We start from the raw sequence: 16825 nt of genomic DNA, 5'->3' as shown, positions 1-16825 counted from the left end.
GGAGCTGATCGCCGCGCTGGCCTACATGCACGACCCGCAGGCCTACATCGTGTGCAATGGCTACAAGGACGAGGAGTTCATCGATCTGGCTCTCTATGCTCAAAAGATGGGCCTACAGGTCGTCCTGGTGCTCGAAATGCCCACCGAGCTCAATTTGATCCTCGAACGCTGCAAAAAGATGGGCGTGCGTCCCACGCTCGGCGTGCGTTTCCGCCTCAGCGCCGAAAGCGCCGGTCACTGGAGCGGCAGCGGCGGGGATTCGAGCGTCTTCGGCCTCAATATCTCGCAGCTCATGCACGTCGTCGATCACCTGCGTGAGCACGGCATGCTCGATTGCCTGCGCATGCTTCATTATCATCAAGGCTCGCAGATTCCGAACATCCGCGCCATTCGCCAGGCGGTCACAGAAGCCACGCGTGTGTATTGCGGCCTCGTCCAAGAAGGTGCTCGCATGGGCATCCTCGATCTGGGCGGCGGTCTCGCCATCAGCTACGACGGTCAAAAAGGCGCCAGCGCCGCCAGCAGCAACTACGGCACCAAGGAATACTGCGCCGACATCATCGAAGCCATCACCGAAGTCACCGCCGAGGCCGGTGTGCCGCATCCCGACATCATCACCGAGTCCGGTCGCGCCATCGTGGCCTACTACAGCGTGCTGGTGATCAACATCCTCGACATCAACCGCTTTGAGTCCCGCTCGGACATCAGCGAGATCCAGATCAGCAAGGACTCCCCTGCGCTGCTGCGCAATCTGCACGAGCTACGTGTCGAATCCTCGCGCAACGCCGCCAAGACCAGCCGCGACCGCCTTCAGGAGATCTACAACGACGCCGTTTATTACCGCGACAAGCTCCGCAGCGAATTCAACTACGGCAAAGTGAACCTCCGCCAGCGTGCGCATGGCGAAGAACTCTACTGGGACATCTTGAAGTGGGTCTCCGACATGCGTGAGCAGTGCGAGCACGACGGCTCCCAGATGGAGCGCCTCGAAACCATCCTCACCGATTACTACTACGGCAATTTCAGCGTCTTCCAGAGCCTGCCTGACCTTTGGGCCATCGATCAGATCTTCCCCGTGATGCCGATCCATCGCCTCAAGGAGAAGCCCACGCGCAATGCCGTGCTCTCCGACATCACCTGCGACAGCGACGGCAAGATCGACAAATTCGCCCTCGCTGACGGCATCAGCCGCAGCCTGCCTCTTCACGATCCCGAGATCGAAAAAGGCCACGAATACATGCTCGGCATCTTCCTCGTCGGTGCTTACCAGGAAACCCTCGGCGACCTGCACAACCTCCTCGGCGACACCAACGTCGTCTCCGTTCACATCGAGGGCGGCAAGGTCAAATACAGCGAGCTGGAAGGGGACAGCGTCTCCGAAGTGCTCACCTACGTCGAATACGATCCCAAAGACATGCTCACCCGCTTCCGCAATCTTGCCGAAAGCGCCGTCGTCTCCAAACGCATCACCGCCACCGAGCGTCGTGAGATCATCGAGAGCTTCGAGGCCGGTCTGCGCGGCTACACGTATTTCGAGAGCTGAGGACGTAGGTTGGGTGTGTGCTGCGCCAAGCAGCATCACCACATGCCATGCTCCCTTCGCAGCACCGCCCGACTGATTGGGCGTGGTGGAGCCTTGGCGTGAGCGCTGCGAGACGGGCGGGCTGTCGCCACACCCATCCTACTTCCAGCGGGCGTCACGCCTTCGCATCATGCAAACGTCGCCTTCCGCAAAATCGCCCGCTGCAGCAGTTCCAGATACTGCGCACACGGAATCTCATGCCCGCCAAACATCGCCAGATGCGGCGTGGTCCATTGCGTGTCATGCAGCAGGTAGCCACGCGCATGCAGCCGCCATTGCAGATGCGTCAGCGCCACCTTGGACGCCTGCGGCTCACGACTGAACATCGATTCACCGAAAAATGCCCCACCGATGCTCACGCCATACACGCCGCCACGCAGTTTGCCATCACGCCAGACTTCCACACAATGCGCGAAGCCAAGACGATGCAGTTCCTCGTAAGTGTCCATGATCGTGTCCGTGATCCAGGTCTCCTCACGATCCGCACAACCGCGAATCACATCGCCAAACGCCGTGTCCCAACGCAATTCAAAGGGGTGCTGCTTCAAGTAGCGCTCAAACCGGCGCGGCACATGAAACTCTGCTACCGGCAGGATGCCGCGCATCTTGGGCCGGTACCACGAGATGGAGCCGTCGTCCTCCCCCATCGGGAAGGCGCCCTCGCAGTAGGCATTCAGCAGATCCACAGGCTCGATTCGCGGCATGGGCGAGTTTAAAGTTTAAAGTTTAAGGTTCAAAGTTTGAATCACGCAGCTTGAAACTTTAAACCTTAAACTTGAAACTGTTTGGAATGAACCTCGCGAATCAGATCACCATCTTCCGCATCCTGCTGATCCCCGTTTTCATCGGGCTGGTGATCTATTACGGCGACAGCGCCCGTGGCGTACATCCCAATGAAGCGCTGCGCCTCTGGGCCGCTGCGGTGTTTGGCATCGCCGCGATCAGTGACGCCATCGACGGCTGGGTCGCCCGCCGGTTCGACCAACGCACGCGTTTTGGGGCCATCGTCGATCCTTTGGCGGACAAGCTGCTCATGCTCTCGGCCATCATCCTGCTTAGTTTCACTGCCTGGCGGCAGCATTTTCCGCTGTGGTTCCCGATCCTCGTCATCGGTCGCGACCTGCTTTCCATCGGCGGTGCTTTTTTGATCGACCATTTTGCCGGCAAATTTCAGATTCACACCCACTGGAGCGGCAAAGTGGCCACGTTTGCCCAGATGGCGGCCATTCTGTGGATCTTGCTCGATCTCTCCCCTGCCCTGCTCATTTGGCCCACCATCTTTGCCGGTTTCTTCACCGCGCTCTCCGGTTTCATCAATCTGGCCGACGGCGTCCGGCAGTTGCAAGCTGCCGGACATGATTGACGCGGGGGCTGCCTAGTGCTCCTTGAACAATGCTCAAAACCGTCGCCATCGTCGGACGCCCCAATGTGGGCAAGTCCGCGCTCTTCAACCGCCTTGCCGGCAAAACCATCTCGATCGTCCACGATCAGGCCGGGGTGACGCGGGATCGCATCACCGCGCAGTGCCGTCGCGGTCCCGCGTGGTTCGAGATCATGGACACGGGCGGCATCGGTGCCAGCACCGAGGACGTGCTGACCGATCAGGTCCAAGTCGAGGCCGCCATCGCCCTCGAAGTGGCCGATTTGCTCATGTTCGTCGTCGATGTCGTCGATGGCATCACCACCATCGACCAGAGCCTCGCCCGTGAACTGCGCCGCACCAGCAAGCCGGTCATCCTCGTCATCAACAAGGCCGATTCTCCCAAGCGCAAGCTCAACGCCGGTGAGTTCAGCAAATTCGGCTTCGCGGACACCGTCGAAGTCAGCGCCGCGCATGGTCTCGGCATCGATGACCTCGTCGCACTCGTCGCCGAGCGTCTTGATTTGAAGGAATCGAGCGAAACCGAAGACGCCAAGGCCGGTCAATCCGTCCGCCCGCTCAAACTCGCCATCGTCGGCCGCCCAAACGCTGGCAAATCCTCGCTCGTGAACGCCATCCTCGGCCAGGAACGTGCCATCGTCAGCGAAGTCCCCGGCACCACACGCGATGCACTCGACATCCAGGCCACTTGGAATGGCAAAAAATACCAGCTCATCGACACCGCCGGCATCCGCCGCCGCGCCCATCTCGACACCGTGGTCGAAATCTCCAGCGTGGATCGCAGCCTGCAGAGCATCAAACGTGCGGACTTGTGCCTGCTGGTCATCGACTGTGCCGCTGGCGCGAAAATGCAGGACCGCAAGATCGCCCAGATCATCTTGGAGGAGCGCAAGCCCTGCATCCTCGTCATGAACAAGTGGGATCTCTTCCATCCCGACGCACCGCAGAAGGACCGCATCGAATTCCTGGATGAACTGATGCGCCGCGAGTTCTTCTTCCTCAACTACGCCCCGCTCGTCGCCATCTCGGCCAAGAACAAGGAACACGTCGGCAAACTGTTCGTACAGATCGAAAAAGTGCGCAACGGCTCGCAGAACCGCATTGGCACCGGTGCCCTGAACCGCCTGCTGAGCAACGCCATCGAAAACACCCCCGGCGCCCTCGGCCGCAGCACCCACAGCTTCAAGCTGCTCTACGCCACGCAGGTCAATGAAGCCGAAGGCTTCGCCATCCCCGTGCCGCACTTCGTCCTGTTTGCCAATCGTGCCGCCAAACTCACCGACAGCTACCTGCGCTATCTCGAAAAAGTCATCCGCGACGAGTGGAGCGCCCCCGGCGTGCCCTTCAAGATGAGCGTGCGCGGCAAAGGGCCGAAGAAGGGGAAGTAAGTAGTGCTTAGTGCTCAGTTTATCTGTGCAAACACTGAACACTGAGCACTCAATGTCATTAAGTTAAGGCACTTCTCATGATGTGTTCCCGCAGATTCAGATAACCCGCAGATTTTTCCGGATCCCAATCTGCGGGTTTTCTGAATCTGCGGGAACTCCTTCTTAACTTAATGACATTGACTGAGCACTGAGCGCATGGCCGAAGCACTCGCACCTTTGGATTTTGGCACTCGCAGCTTCCAACCGCAGACGTTGCTGACTAGTCTGCGGCATGGCCACCATCCAGACCACCACCGTCGGCTCCTATCCCGTCCCAGAATGGCTCAGCGCTCTGCCCAGCGAGGCAGCCGTCATTGATGCCACTCGCGTCGTTTTCGACACACAGCGTCAAGCCGGCATTGATCTGCCCACGGACGGCGAATTGTATCGTTTCGACGTCAATCATCCCGACACCAACGGCATGATCGAGTACTTCGTCCACAAGCTCGGCGGCATCGACAGCCGCGTGGGCCGTGCCGACACCGCCGCGTTTCGCGCCAAGCATGAAATGGCCTTCCGCAGCAAGCCTGCGGCCGTCGTGCGCGGTCCCATCACCGAAGGCGTGCTCAATCTGGCCGAAGACTGCGCCCGTGCGGGCAAGGTGGCCGGTGGGCCGTTCAAATTCACGCTCACCAGCCCCTACATGCTCGCCCGCACCTTGCTGGACACGCATTACCACGACTTCGCCGCGCTGAACATGGCCATCGCCGACGCTTTGGCCGCACAGGCCGCTGATTTGCAGTGTGACTGCGTGCAGGTCGATGAAGCCAACATTCCCGGCAATCCCGCCGATGCACCGCTCGCTGCTGCCGGCATCAATCGTGTACTGGATGCCGTGAAAGGCCGCAAAGCCGTGCATTTTTGCTTCGGCAACTATGGCGGCCAGACGATTCAAACAGGCGAATGGGCCGCATTGATCAGCTTCCTCAACGCCCTGCGTGCCGATCACCTCGTGCTCGAACTCGCGCATCGTCCTGCCGCCGATCTCGATGCTTTGAAGGAACTCGATCCCAAAATTGGTGTCGGCCTCGGCGTTGTGGACATCAAAGTGAACCACATCGAGTCCGCCGACGACATCGCCCGCCGCATCGAAGCGGCCGAGAAAAAGCTCGGCGCAGGCCGCGTGAAGTTCATCCACCCCGATTGCGGCTTCTGGATGCTCAAACGCAGCATCGCTGATCGGAAGATCGAAGCTCTGGCCAAGGGGCGCGACAAGTTCGAGGGGCGCTAAGCCAGCCCAAACAGCTTCTTCAGCGCCGCCTCATCCGCCGTGGTGGCGAGCAGGAAGCTCTGCGTGCCATCGCTCCAGCTTGCCATGTGCCAGTTCTTGCTGGTTTGGAACTGCGGTTGCATTTGCGGCGGAGCACTGACTAGGGCGTTGTTGTCCATGACGACGAGGTGCGCCTCCTTGCCGGGCTGAATTTCAAAACAGATGATGGAAGCCACACGTCCGGCGACCTGGATGCGTTTGCAGGCGAGCACGGGCATACCGCCCACGGTGCCTGGCAGACGAACGGGAGTCGGCGATTGATCGGCAACGAGCAGCTTCTTGATGGCTTCAAAGTCGCGCGACAAGTGATCGACCCTGGTCACGCCGTATTCGACTTTCGTCACGGCGGCGAGCGATTCGGCCTGCCACGAGGGCATTTCGCCGCTCACGGGCCACAGCATAAACCAGCCGAGCACGACGGCCGCTGCGGCTGAGATCAAAGTTGGCAACATCCAGCGCACAGGCCGTTTGGCCGGTTTTTTGGCGGCTTGCAGGATGCTTTCTCGCAATCCCGCTGGAATGGAGGCCGCGAATGCTTCGGCGACATCTTCATCAAAGGCGGTGCGCTTTTCCAGCCATGCACCTAGTGCGGGATCGCTCTCCGCCATCGCACGAGCCTCCGGTGACGCGTCCTGAGGGCGGAGCGTCGTGGCGTCGAGTTCGAGTTGGGCTTCTTCGCGTGTCACGAGGCGGCTTGGTGGTTGAAGTTGGCTGGGATAATGTTGGAAGAGGCTGCAGTGAGAATGGCGCGCAGGTGGTTTTTCGCGCGGGAGAGGCGTGACATGACCGTCCCGATGGGCAGTCCCAGTGTTTCGGCGATGTCGCGGTAGGATAGCTCTTTGAGGTAAAAAAGCACGAGGGGAGCGCGGTAGTTGGGATCGAGCTGCTCCAGGGCGTGATGCAGAGTGGCGCTGTCCACACGCGGAATTTCGCCCTCATCGTCGTTTTGCACACTGCCGTGCAGATCGGGTTCAAACTCGACCTGCTCATATTTTTTCTCGCGCCGGGCGATGCCGAGCCACTCGCGATAAATCGTGGTGAAGAGCCAGGTCTTCACTTTGGTGGCATCACGCAGGCTATGGCCCTTTTTCGCCCATTGGAGGAAGGTTTGCTGCACCAAGTCCTGTGCCGTGGCCTCGCGCTTGCACATGCTCAGGGCAAAGCGATAGAGCCCTTGATAATGGGCATCCACAATCTGCTCGAAACTGGGAGTTGCGTCCATCATGCGACGGGCAGGGATGGTGCGGGTTTGCGGCAATGCAAAGCCGAAGTTGAAGGTGAGTTCCATGAAATCATTGATTCTGATTTAACGCTGCTGCCACCTGGGGGCAGGCGCGGCGTGGTGTTGGCGGAGGCTCAAAGTTCTCAGAAGTGGGTGTAGTGGTGAACTGGAAAGTCGGCTACCGCAGCGCAGCGCGTTGCTCCGGCGTCAGGTAGTTCATGGCCTTCGCCGCATCGACACGGACCCAGGCGTTTACCTTGGTCGCCTGCTCGGGTGTGAGGTTCAGCCGCGCTGCCGCTGTGCCCTGCAACTGCTTCTTCTGGTCGCTAACGGGAGCGGCGGTGTAGCCAGCGAGCCTTCCAGCTTTCAGTCGCCCAGGCTCGAGGGCGGCGAGGTCAGCTTCTGGCAGAAAGATCGCATGGGCGCACTCCACACGCGCCGCATCCGCCACCAGACGGGGAAGGGAGATAAGGCCCGGATCATAGCGCACGAGCGTCACTTCCTGACCTTGAATGAAGCCAGCCTCGGTCGTCAAAACGCCGTCGATTTGACCGAGCTTCATTTCCCCCGTCCAAAAGCAATCCATGGCAAACGCGGCCAGCTTTGCCTCGTCTGAGCGCCCCGCCACCAAGTCCTGGACGGCCTCTGGCACGGGCTTCCCAGCCGCCTTGAGCGCCTCCGCCATGCGCTGGGCGAGCGGGCCTGTCTCCCACACCCTGTCGCGCCTCGGGATGAGGTCCGCGCCTTTCGCGTCGAGAAACCGCACCACTTGAAAATTCCATGCTGGCTCGCCAAAGCGCTGCAACGCCGCCGCATCCTTCCCGCCTGCGTTGTTGTGAATCAACACCGGAATGAAGTGCTCATGGACAGCCGCCACCAGCCCTGGATGCGAAAGCACCTCCCGCCCGAACTGCTTGCATCCCGCGCAGCCAGGCACCTCCTGAAACAGGGCAAAGATCGGCCTGCCAGAGCTCGCGCTTAGACGCAAGGCCTCATTCATGTCACGGCCCCATCTCACCGCCCCGACTTCCTCGGGCACCTTGTCAGCCGCCTGACATGCAGTCACTGTCATGGCCAGAAGTGAGTTCAAAAATAAACGTCGTGGGAGATGGGAAAGCAGTTTCATCGTTCACAGTGAGAGGCGGTTTCTAGGGGTTTTATTCCCAGAAGCAAAAGAAGGCTCATCAATTGTCTAGAGCATTTCTCCTGCGCAGCTCATTGTCGATGGAAAACTTTCCAGGGCCGAAGGTGAAGATGATCAGGCTGGCGAGCAGGAAGAGGAACGGCGCGGCGGTGACGAAGGAATCGGAGTCGCTCCAGATCGTCTTCACCACATCGAGATGCGCCGTGAGATAGGCAACGATCATCGTGAACATGAGCGGCACGGTGACGATGCGTGAGAACAGGCCGATGAGCAGCAGCAGGCCGCCAAGGCATTCGGTGCTGCCAGCCAGGATGGCATTGAGCTGCGGAAATGGGATGCCGAGTTCCGTGAAGAAGGCGGTGGGAGCGCTGATGTCCTCCAGCTTGCCTTTGCCGGTCTGAAAAAACTGCCAGCCCCAGTAGAAGCGGATACCGAGGAGCAGCGGATCAGGCAAAAGAGCGGCAATGCGGTCGAGGAGGGCGTTGGTGAAGGTCCAGGGTTTCATGGTTTGAGCGAATGTTTGCAAAACCAGCCGAGCTGCGACCATTCGGCAAACCAGTCGCGGATTTGGGCGGGCCAGTCGGTTTCGGGCGTCGCATTGGTGAGGGCGAGATCGATGGCTTCAGCGAGCGTGAGGCCGTCACGCAGCGCTGCGAGCAGTTGGAAGGCCTCGGCCGCAAGGCGCTTGAAGTAGAGGCGGTTGTCGTGGCGGTGGATGACGAGGTGAACGCGTTCGCGCTTCAAAGTCGGCCTGCGGCGGACCGTTTCTCGTGAAGGAGCTTCGGACATGGCCTGGCTGGCACCACCGCGGACTTCAGCGTCGGACTTTTTCATCGCGGTGATGAAGTGATCGACGGCGTGGTCGATCTGCACGAGCACAACGCAGGGCTGGACGCCGAGACGCAGCGTGACGGGGTCGCTGCCGAGCAGGTCGTCGATGTGCAGCGGCTTTTTGAGCGCTTCATCGAAGGCGAGTGTCTGCGCCCACTCAATACGAGCCACATCGCGTGCGTTGGACTCGGTGATGAACTGCGGGAGCTGGGAGCCAAGATTTCGCAGTGTCCACGAGACACTCGAATGCGCGGCAAGGTAATCGCGGCATAGCTGGCGGAAACGGCGTTCGCCGAGGAAGACGCGAAGTGCCGGATAATCGTCGTAAAGGCAATCGAGCAGGCGGAACCAATACTGGCGTGCGTAGATTTCGAGACGCTGGAAGCCGGTCATGCGGTCGTTGGGCGTGATGAAGTCGGCCTGCGTGCTTTTTTGCAGGCCGTCACTCCGCGTGAGCGGCTGCATGAGTGCGGCGGCCATGCTACGCTGGAGCACGCGCAGATCGGTGTTGGTGCGGAGTTGGCTAGGCGTGGGCATGCTCATGGAGGTAGCGGTTGGCTTTGAGTGCCTCGGCATGGACTTCATCGAATGATGGAATGCGGTCGTCCCATTCGAGCAGGGTGGCGGTATTGCCGGTGAGGCGGACGGCTTCGGCGTAGAGATCCCACACGGGATCGGGCACGGGATGATCGTGCGTATCGAGGATGACGTGATCGAGGCGTGTATGACCTGCGATGTGAATCTGACCGACGCGATGATGCGGCACGGCGCGGAGGTAGGCGAAGGGATCGAAACCGTGATTCTGCGAGGAGACGTAGATGTTGTTCACGTCGAGGAGGATGCCGCAGTCGGCCTGCTCGGCGACTTCGTTGAGGAATTCCCATTCCGTCATCTCGTTCTGCGTGAACTCGGCGTAGCTGCTCACATTTTCGACGCAGATGGGCACTTCAAGGAAGTCGCGGGCTTGTTTGATCTTTTCTGCGGTGTGTTTCGCCACACTCATCGTGTAAGGCATCGGCAGCAGGTCATGCGAGCAACGGCCATCGACGCTGCCCCAGCAGAGATGATCCGAGAGCCAAGGAGTATTCGTGCGCTTCACCAGGCGCTTGAGTTTTTTGAGGTGATCGCGGTTCAGCGGGTCGGCGTTGCCAAAGTACATCGCGACGCCGTGCTGCACGACGCGATATTGTTCCAGAATGCTGTCCAGCACCTCCAGCGGACGACCGCCATCGACCATGAAATTTTCGGAGATGATCTCGAACCAGTCGCAGACAGGTTTCTTCTCCAGGATGTGCCGGTAGTGCGGCACCCGGAGGCCGAGACCGATGCCGAGATCGGTTTGACCGTTGAAGGCGTTGGCGGGCATGCGGTGGAGTTCAAAGTTTCAGGTTCAAGGTTCCAAGTTCTGGCGAATGACTGACCGCAGCCACACGCAGGGGTGGCGGGTGGCTGCGGAAGTCTGCGCTGCTTATTTGGGCTTCTTCGGCATGGTGTTGCAGCCGCCTTTGCCTTTGCAGGAGTTCTTGCCCTTGCAGCCGTTGTCGCCGGACTTGCAGCCGCCCTGCCCCTTGCAGTCGTTGTGCCCCTTGCAGGTGTGCTGGCCCTTGTCGGCCATCTTTTCGATGGAGACGCCGAGGCTGGCAGCCTTCTGGGTGGAAGTGGTCTGGGAGGCGTAAGCGCCGGAGAGAAGGCCGGTGAAGGCGGCGGCGGCGATGATGTGTTTGGTACTCATGGTTTGTGTGATGTGCGTTGGTTTGTTGAGCGACTGTGGTCGTGATGACGGGCAGTCGGGGCGTGTGAGCCTGAGGCAGGAAGGTTTATTCCCGCCGAATGCATTATTTTTTTGCCAAGGCAGGGAAAGCCCTGCTTTAGTTCCCTTCTGCGTGGCACTGACCTCGCGTCAGGTTCATGGCATCTCCCAAGCACATTCATTTCATCGGCATCTGCGGCACCGCGATGGGTTCTACTGCGGTCGCGTTGCGTGCCCTCGGTCACACGATCAGCGGCTCGGACGCGCAGGTTTATCCACCGATGAGCGATGTGCTGCGCGGCGCAGGCATCACGCTGTCCGAAGGCTACGGGCCGCAAAATCTTCCCGCCACGGCGGATGTGTATGTCGTGGGCAATGCGATCTCACGCGGCAATGCGGAACTGGAGGCGGTGCTGGAACAGAAGCTGCCGTATGTTTCGATGGCAGAACTGCTCAAGCAGGAGGTCATCCAGGGCAAACGCAGCTTCGTGGTGAGCGGCACGCATGGCAAAACGACGACGACGACGATGCTGGCGTGGATTTTCGAGCAGGCGGGCAAGAATCCCGGCTTCATGATCGGCGGCGTGCCGGAAAACTTCACCAGCGGCGCACGCTTCACGAATTCAGACATCTTCATCATCGAAGGCGACGAGTACGACACCGCCTACTTCGACAAGCGCAGCAAATTCCTGCACTACCTGCCCGAGTGCGCGATCGTGAACAACATCGAGTTCGATCACGCGGACATCTTTGAGAATTTGGATGCGATTCTGCTCTCGTTTCAGCGCATGCTCAACACGGTGCCGCGCAACGGACTCGTGCTGATCAACGGCGATGATCCGAACTGCCTCACGCTGCGTGCGAAGTGCCCTGCACCGCTGAAAACCGTGGGTCTCGGCCCGACCTGCGACTTCCGCATCAAACTCACTGGTTCGACGCCGGAGAGCACGGCGTTTGAGATCAACGGTGCAGCGTTTGCCGTGCCGATGATGGGCGAGTTCAACGTGCGCAACGCGGCGATGTGCGTGTGCGCGGCACGTTTCGGTGGTTTGACCGATGAACAGATTCGTGAGGGCCTGAGCACCTTCCGTGGCATTCGCCGCCGCCAGCAGGAACGTGGCACGGCGCACGGCATCACCGTGATTGATGACTTCGGCCATCATCCGACCGCAATCCGCGAAACACTGCGCGGTCTGCGCCAGCGCTACAACGGCCGCCGCCTGTGGGCGCTGTTTGAGCCGCGCTCGAACACGAGCCGCCGTAATGTGCTGCAGAACGAATTGATCGAGGCGTTGACCGAAGCTGATGGCTCCGTGATCGCCGCTGTGGCTAACCCCGAGAAAGTGGCGGCAGATCAACGCCTGGATACTGCGAAGGTGGCGCTGGCCGTGACCTCACGCGGCAAGCCGTGCTGGTTTGAGGCAAACACGGACGCGATTGTGAGCCGCTTGAAGAATGAAACACGCACGGGCGATGTGATCGTCGTGTTCAGCAACGGCGGCTTTGACGGCATTCACGACAAGTTGCTCCAGACGCTTTGATACGCGGAGTTCAGCCTTCAGACGCTTTGATACGCGGAGTTCAGCCTTCAGGCGGCAGGGCGTGGCATTCCCAGCGTATCGTTTCCGGCTAAAGCCGGGACTCCGAACGGTTAATAAACAATCTGCACCTCGTCGCCCACGCGCACCTGGCCGAAGAACTGCTTCGCTTTCTCATACGGCAGGCGGATGCAGCCATGGGAGGCCGGATGACCCGTGACGTAACCGCTGTGCAGGCCGATGGCGCCGCAGTTCAAGCGCATGAACCAGGGCATGGCGACGTGGTAAAGCGTGGAGACGTGGGAGGTATGCTTGTCGGTGATGACGTAGCGGCCCGCCGGCGTGCCATAGCCTTGGCGACCCGTCGAAACCATGGTGTGGTTGATGATGCTGCCATTCTTCGTCACCCACGCACGCTGGCTGGAAAGATCGACAGTGACGAGCGTGTCTGGCTCGGAGTCGGGATCGCGGCCCAGCAGCACGCGCATGAGGAACAGATAGCCCTGCGTGGCGGCAAAGTTGATCGGGTAACGATGATAGCGCGTGGTGCCGAGGCCGGGCTTCGCGCCCGCACGCATCAAAGTGACGGCACCTTCGACATCACCGCGTGCGGCACAGCAGATCAGCGGCGTGATGCCGCGATCGCTTTCCATGGTGTTGCGCAGGTCTTTGATCATGCAGCGGTCGATGAGCTGCTTGGACACAGGGGTTTTGAACCGGGTGTTGGGATCGACTCCGGCATCCAGCAGCGCCTCCAGCACCTCGGCATTGCGGCGGAGTGATGCAATCGCGATGGGCGGCTGCTTTTCATGCGCCGGCTCGTTCATGTCCACACCGGCAAAGAACAGCACACGCACGCATTCAGCACGTCCCATGCGCACGGCGGCACAGAGCGGTGTGTCACCGCCGAGCGTCGTTTCATGGGGTGAAACGCCGAACGCGATGAGTTTGGCGAGATGCGCGGCATCATCATTGAGCACCGCTTGGTAAGCCTGCGGCAGCGCATCGGTGCGCGGCATCAGACGCGTCCAATGCTCGGTGATGGGATCAATGACCGGACGCCAGGCCTGTGGTTTGACGACGACGATAGGAGCGGGCTTGCTTGGCTTCACAGTGACCACTGCGGGCTCTGCGTTGGCTGGTTTCACCGGCATGACCACGACGGGCTTCGGCTTCGCAGCTTCAGCGGCTCGTTTGAGCGCGTCTTTTTCGGCGGTGGATGGCGTGATCTTGGGCATCACCGGTGTGAAAGTCGTATCGACTGGCAATGCGGCACGAATCTCGGCAGAAACCTCGTTCAATTTGCCCTGGCGTACTTTGGTGGTCGCAGCAGTGGGCAGCGTGACTATTTCAGGCCGGAACAACTCATTGTCCTTCAGCAGGTGAATGAGTCCGCCGCAGACTGCCACGCCGACGACCGGCGGGAGTACACAGGCACCCAGCATGTTGAACCATTTATTTTTCATTTTTGAGTCACAGGCGCGCCATTCATAACAAAAATGACCGGTGTGTCGAGCATCAATTTCGTTGAGCGGGGACCGTGCCAACTCCCCAGGCGGTTTCTCCCACGTAAAAGGCATGTTTTTGTGGTGCTAAAGCAATGATTTATGGCAAACCCGAGGCGTGATGGGAGGGTACTTTATGTTCATGCACGCCAAACCATCAACGCCATCGTGGCCAGTCATTATGGCTGTTGCATTGGCTTTGCTGTGCATGAGCGCGACGCCATGCCACGCCATTTTGTTTTACGATACGGGTAACTCGACGCACAACACCGCAGCACCGACGGGCATCTTCCAGGATTCAGGCTGGCAGTATGAGGGATTGTACGGCGCGTATCTCGGCACGATGATCGCGCCGCAGTATTTCATCACGGCGCAGCACTTCGGCACGCAGGGCAGCACTTTCACACAGAGCGGCATCTTCAATGGCGGCTCTGATGTGACCTATAACATCGACCTCATCGCGAACAGCGGCACTGGCTACTGGGACATCGCGGGCACCGACCTGCGCATCTTCAAAATCAACGAATCCTTCAGCACCTACGCGCCGCTATATACCGGTACATCGGAAGTCGGACTCACGCTGGTCACGAACGGCCGCGGCGGGTCGCGTGGTGCCGAGGTACTGGTCAGCAGTGTCCTGCATGGCTGGGAACACAGTGCCCCGGACGGCACCGCACGCTGGGGCAGCAACACGGTGAGCAGCATCTACTCCAGCGCGCTCGGCGATCTGATCACCGCCAATTTCAGCGCCAGCGGCACCGCTGAAGAAGCCACGCTGTCCGGCGGCGACTCCGGTGGCGGTGTCTTCGTCAATGACGGCGGCATCTGGAAGCTCGCTGGCATCAACTACAGCATCGACGGCCGTTTCGACACGAACAACACTGTGAGCGACGGCTCTGACTTCGACGCCGCTTTGTTTGATCGTGGCGGTCTTTATCAGGGCTCCGATTCGTTCGGCTGGACGTTTGTGCCCAATCTACCGCTGGACAATCCCTCCAGCTTCTACGCCTCGCGCATCTCTACAAATGCCGTTGCCATCATGAACATCGCGGTGGTTCCAGAACCGCGTTCCGCTCTGCTCGTCTTGCTCGCCGCGGTTAGTTCGGTGATGCAGCGCAGGCGTGTCACGCCGCAAGCTTGATCTCGGCAAAAATCAACCGCCCTGCGCTGGTCGGCAGCGTGCCGGAAACAACCACTTCAACGGTTTGCCCGAGCTGTGCTACAGCATTGTTCACCACAATCATCGTGCCATCCGGCAGATAACCCACGGCCTGATTCTTGTCCTTGCCCGCCTTCGTCAGCGGCAGGAGCAGTTCATCGCCCACACTGAGTTCAGGATGCAGGGCAGCGGCCAGTTCGCGAAAGCTGAGTACCGCGATGCCGCGCAGACGGGCCACTTTGGCGAGATTGTCGTCATTCGTGAGCAGCCGTGCGTTCAATTCACGCGCCAAGGTCACGAGGCGCGTGTCCACCGGCGCATCAATGGCACCTGCGGCATCCTCAAGGATGGAGACATTCATTTCGGGCAGCGTGCGCAGCCGCTCCATCATCTCCAGGCCGCGTTTGCCACGCAAAACCTTCGCGGACTCGGCGGACTCGGCCAAGCGTTGCAGCTCATCGAGCACGAAACGCGGCACCACCACCGCACCGCTGAGAAATCCCGTGGCAAAGACGCCGGGTAATCGGCCATCGATGATCACATTCGTGTCCAGCAGCATCGGCTCGCCTTCCGAGCCATCACGACGAAAGCGGACATAGGGGATCAGGAAGGCGAACTGGTCGCGGTCGCTGCGCAGCGCGAAGGTGACGCCAAAAAACGCCAGCGTGCCGTAGATGCAGATCTCCACGATGTTTTGGATCATCGCGCCATCGGCATGGTTCTGGAAGTACGCGAGCTGGAACACGCCGATGCGCGTGATCAGCCACGCGCAGAACAAACCCACCGCCAACCCCAGCGTGGCATGCGAAAAATCACGCAACGTGAAACGGGCGAAGATGGTATCCAACACCATGAGTAGCCCCATGAATGCCGCGCCACTCACCGCACCGATCCAGGCCTCCTGCTGCAGCCCGATGGCGATCGCCATGCCGATGAAAACGGAGAAGGCGAAGAACAGCGCGCGCACAAGGCGGATGGGCCAGGAGGTTTTCATGCAGATTGTCAGGGGATAAGATCAAATCACCAGCCGGGCAAAAAGAATCTCCCCGCATTTCATCACGGCTTGAACGCCAGGCCCCCACGCCGCATGAACTGCAGTTCGATCCCGACGCTGTGAAACAGGCGGCCCATCTCGCTCTCAAATTCCGCCATGCTGCGGCCTGCGAGAATGAAATCCCGCACCGCCTGCTCCTGCGGCACCTGGTTTTCTACCGCACGCAGGAAGGCCGTGACGCCCGCCCCGTCTCCGGCACGATCCAGATAATACAGATAGAAGGTGAGCAGCAGTGCCGAAGCCTTGTTCTCACTCGCCGCCGCAGTCGCCAGGCCCGCGCTCCACGTTTTGGCATCCAGGGCCATCAGCTCAGCCACGTTCAGCATCGCAAAACGCACCGCCGGTCCCATCTGCCGCGCACCGCGTTCACGCAGGCTTTGCTTCAGCAACTCCGCCGACTCGGCGGCATCCGCCACCAGCCACACGGGTAACACACGGTTGGTGGTTGTGGCGTTGTCCTGACGCGGTTGAACTTTCTCCGGCGGCGGTTCCGCAATCCCCTTCTTCATGGCATAAGATGCCAGTTGGGATGACTGCGCCGTCTCCAGCAGCGGTTTGAGGCTGCGTGCCTCGGCCAGCGGCGATTCACGCCTCGCCTCGACCGCCTGCGGGTGCGGCGATTCTTCCTTCAACCACAGCACAAACGCCGTGACGATTGCGCTGGCTGCGATGACCACGACACCACGCATCATCCCGGTAAGACGCGCCTTCCCTCGCGTCCGCCGTTTGCGACGGACGTTGGGCTGATCTACCACCGCCACGGGCGGGTGCATGGGAGCGTTGGGATGCATGGCACACGGTACTGACCGGGTAAAAGCTCACATCGTCAAGCCCTCTTAATTCTACCTTGTTAAATATAGACATTGCTATTTTACCACGATCAGCGAGTTAGCAGCACATGCACTCACCCGCGGAGGGCATGCAACGACAGCCACCTATCCACCCACAGCATCGGCCGCCAT

General features: G+C 60.1%; 17 protein-coding genes. 6 read left to right on the top strand and 11 right to left on the bottom strand.

What is annotated here, in order from left to right; translation table 11 throughout:
• The coding region (gene speA, locus ACKVY0_RS25095) for a biosynthetic arginine decarboxylase (RefSeq protein ID WP_409217608.1) at positions 1-1543 on the top strand (1543 nt) is incomplete at its 5' end.
• 167 nt (positions 1544-1710) lie between these two features.
• Here speA and aat read toward each other — a convergent pair.
• Positions 1711-2286 (bottom strand): leucyl/phenylalanyl-tRNA--protein transferase, encoded by a 576-nt coding sequence (gene aat / locus ACKVY0_RS25090; protein ID WP_409217607.1) that lies wholly within the window; start codon positions 2284-2286, stop codon positions 1711-1713.
• Between the two features lie 86 nt (positions 2287-2372).
• On the opposite strand from aat, the gene pgsA reads away from it, so the two are divergent.
• From pgsA to ACKVY0_RS25075, 3 genes are all read left to right on the top strand, one after another.
• Positions 2373-2945 carry a CDP-diacylglycerol--glycerol-3-phosphate 3-phosphatidyltransferase gene (pgsA, locus tag ACKVY0_RS25085; protein WP_409217606.1) on the top strand — a complete coding sequence of 191 codons (573 nt, stop codon included), beginning with the start codon at positions 2373-2375 and terminating at the stop codon, positions 2943-2945.
• A 29-nt stretch (positions 2946-2974) separates the two neighbouring features.
• Positions 2975-4351: a ribosome biogenesis GTPase Der gene (gene der / locus ACKVY0_RS25080; RefSeq protein ID WP_409217605.1), complete on the top strand. Its 1377-nt coding sequence runs from the start codon at positions 2975-2977 to the stop codon at positions 4349-4351.
• Positions 4352-4622: 271 nt separating this feature from the next.
• Positions 4623-5621 (top strand): cobalamin-independent methionine synthase II family protein, encoded by a 999-nt coding sequence (locus tag ACKVY0_RS25075; protein ID WP_409217604.1) that lies wholly within the window; start codon positions 4623-4625, stop codon positions 5619-5621.
• Here ACKVY0_RS25075 and ACKVY0_RS25070 read toward each other — a convergent pair.
• The 7 genes from ACKVY0_RS25070 to ACKVY0_RS25040 form a co-directional block, all read right to left on the bottom strand.
• Positions 5618-6346, bottom strand: coding sequence for a hypothetical protein (locus ACKVY0_RS25070; protein WP_409217603.1), 729 nt, complete (start codon positions 6344-6346; stop codon positions 5618-5620). The two genes, ACKVY0_RS25075 and ACKVY0_RS25070, sit on opposite strands and share 4 nt — an antisense overlap.
• A complete protein-coding gene (locus ACKVY0_RS25065) occupies positions 6343-6948 on the bottom strand; it encodes an RNA polymerase sigma factor (protein WP_409217602.1) in 606 nt (201 codons plus the stop codon). Before ACKVY0_RS25065 ends, ACKVY0_RS25070 begins: the two co-directional genes overlap by 4 nt.
• 112 nt (positions 6949-7060) lie before the next feature.
• Positions 7061-7954, bottom strand: coding sequence for a VPGUxxT family thioredoxin-like (seleno)protein, type 2 (locus ACKVY0_RS25060; RefSeq protein WP_409217601.1), 894 nt, complete (start codon positions 7952-7954; stop codon positions 7061-7063).
• Between the two features lie 112 nt (positions 7955-8066).
• A complete protein-coding gene (locus tag ACKVY0_RS25055) occupies positions 8067-8531 on the bottom strand; it encodes a DoxX family protein (protein WP_409217600.1) in 465 nt (154 codons plus the stop codon).
• Positions 8528-9394, bottom strand: coding sequence for a putative DNA-binding domain-containing protein (locus ACKVY0_RS25050; protein WP_409217599.1), 867 nt, complete (start codon positions 9392-9394; stop codon positions 8528-8530). Before ACKVY0_RS25050 ends, ACKVY0_RS25055 begins: the two co-directional genes overlap by 4 nt.
• Complete coding sequence (locus ACKVY0_RS25045) at positions 9381-10223, bottom strand: DUF692 domain-containing protein (protein ID WP_409217598.1); 843 nt, start codon at positions 10221-10223, stop codon at positions 9381-9383. The genes ACKVY0_RS25050 and ACKVY0_RS25045 overlap by 14 nt, the downstream gene beginning before the upstream one ends.
• A gap of 102 nt (positions 10224-10325) precedes the next feature.
• Positions 10326-10589, bottom strand: a complete 264-nt coding sequence (locus ACKVY0_RS25040) for a hypothetical protein (RefSeq protein ID WP_409217597.1) — start codon at positions 10587-10589, stop codon at positions 10326-10328.
• A 176-nt stretch (positions 10590-10765) separates the two neighbouring features.
• Here ACKVY0_RS25040 and mpl point away from each other — a divergent pair, with 176 nt between their 5' ends.
• On the top strand, positions 10766-12148 hold the full coding sequence (gene mpl / locus ACKVY0_RS25035; protein WP_409217596.1) for a UDP-N-acetylmuramate:L-alanyl-gamma-D-glutamyl-meso-diaminopimelate ligase: 1383 nt from the start codon (positions 10766-10768) through the stop codon (positions 12146-12148).
• Between the two features lie 110 nt (positions 12149-12258).
• On the opposite strand, the gene ACKVY0_RS25030 is transcribed toward mpl, so the two are convergent.
• Positions 12259-13611 carry a L,D-transpeptidase family protein gene (locus tag ACKVY0_RS25030; RefSeq protein WP_409217595.1) on the bottom strand — a complete coding sequence of 451 codons (1353 nt, stop codon included), beginning with the start codon at positions 13609-13611 and terminating at the stop codon, positions 12259-12261.
• A 247-nt stretch (positions 13612-13858) separates the two neighbouring features.
• Here ACKVY0_RS25030 and ACKVY0_RS25025 point away from each other — a divergent pair, with 247 nt between their 5' ends.
• On the top strand, positions 13859-14791 hold the full coding sequence (locus tag ACKVY0_RS25025) for a trypsin-like serine protease (protein ID WP_409217594.1): 933 nt from the start codon (positions 13859-13861) through the stop codon (positions 14789-14791).
• On the opposite strand, the gene ACKVY0_RS25020 is transcribed toward ACKVY0_RS25025, so the two are convergent.
• Together ACKVY0_RS25020 and ACKVY0_RS25015 are read right to left on the bottom strand one after the other, a co-directional pair.
• On the bottom strand, positions 14775-15803 hold the full coding sequence (locus ACKVY0_RS25020) for a PIN/TRAM domain-containing protein (RefSeq protein ID WP_409217593.1): 1029 nt from the start codon (positions 15801-15803) through the stop codon (positions 14775-14777). The genes ACKVY0_RS25025 and ACKVY0_RS25020 overlap by 17 nt on opposite strands.
• Positions 15804-15865: 62 nt before the next feature.
• Entirely contained in the window at positions 15866-16636 is a 771-nt protein-coding gene (locus tag ACKVY0_RS25015; RefSeq protein WP_409217592.1) for a hypothetical protein, read from the bottom strand.
• Between the last annotated feature and the right edge of the window lie 189 nt (positions 16637-16825).

This window comes from Prosthecobacter sp. (assembly GCF_046154365.1).
In the GTDB taxonomy this organism is placed as follows: Bacteria; Verrucomicrobiota; Verrucomicrobiia; order Verrucomicrobiales; family Verrucomicrobiaceae; genus Prosthecobacter.
Note: the sequence above shows the minus strand (reverse complement) of the source record. Positions and strands in the feature narration are given on the sequence as shown.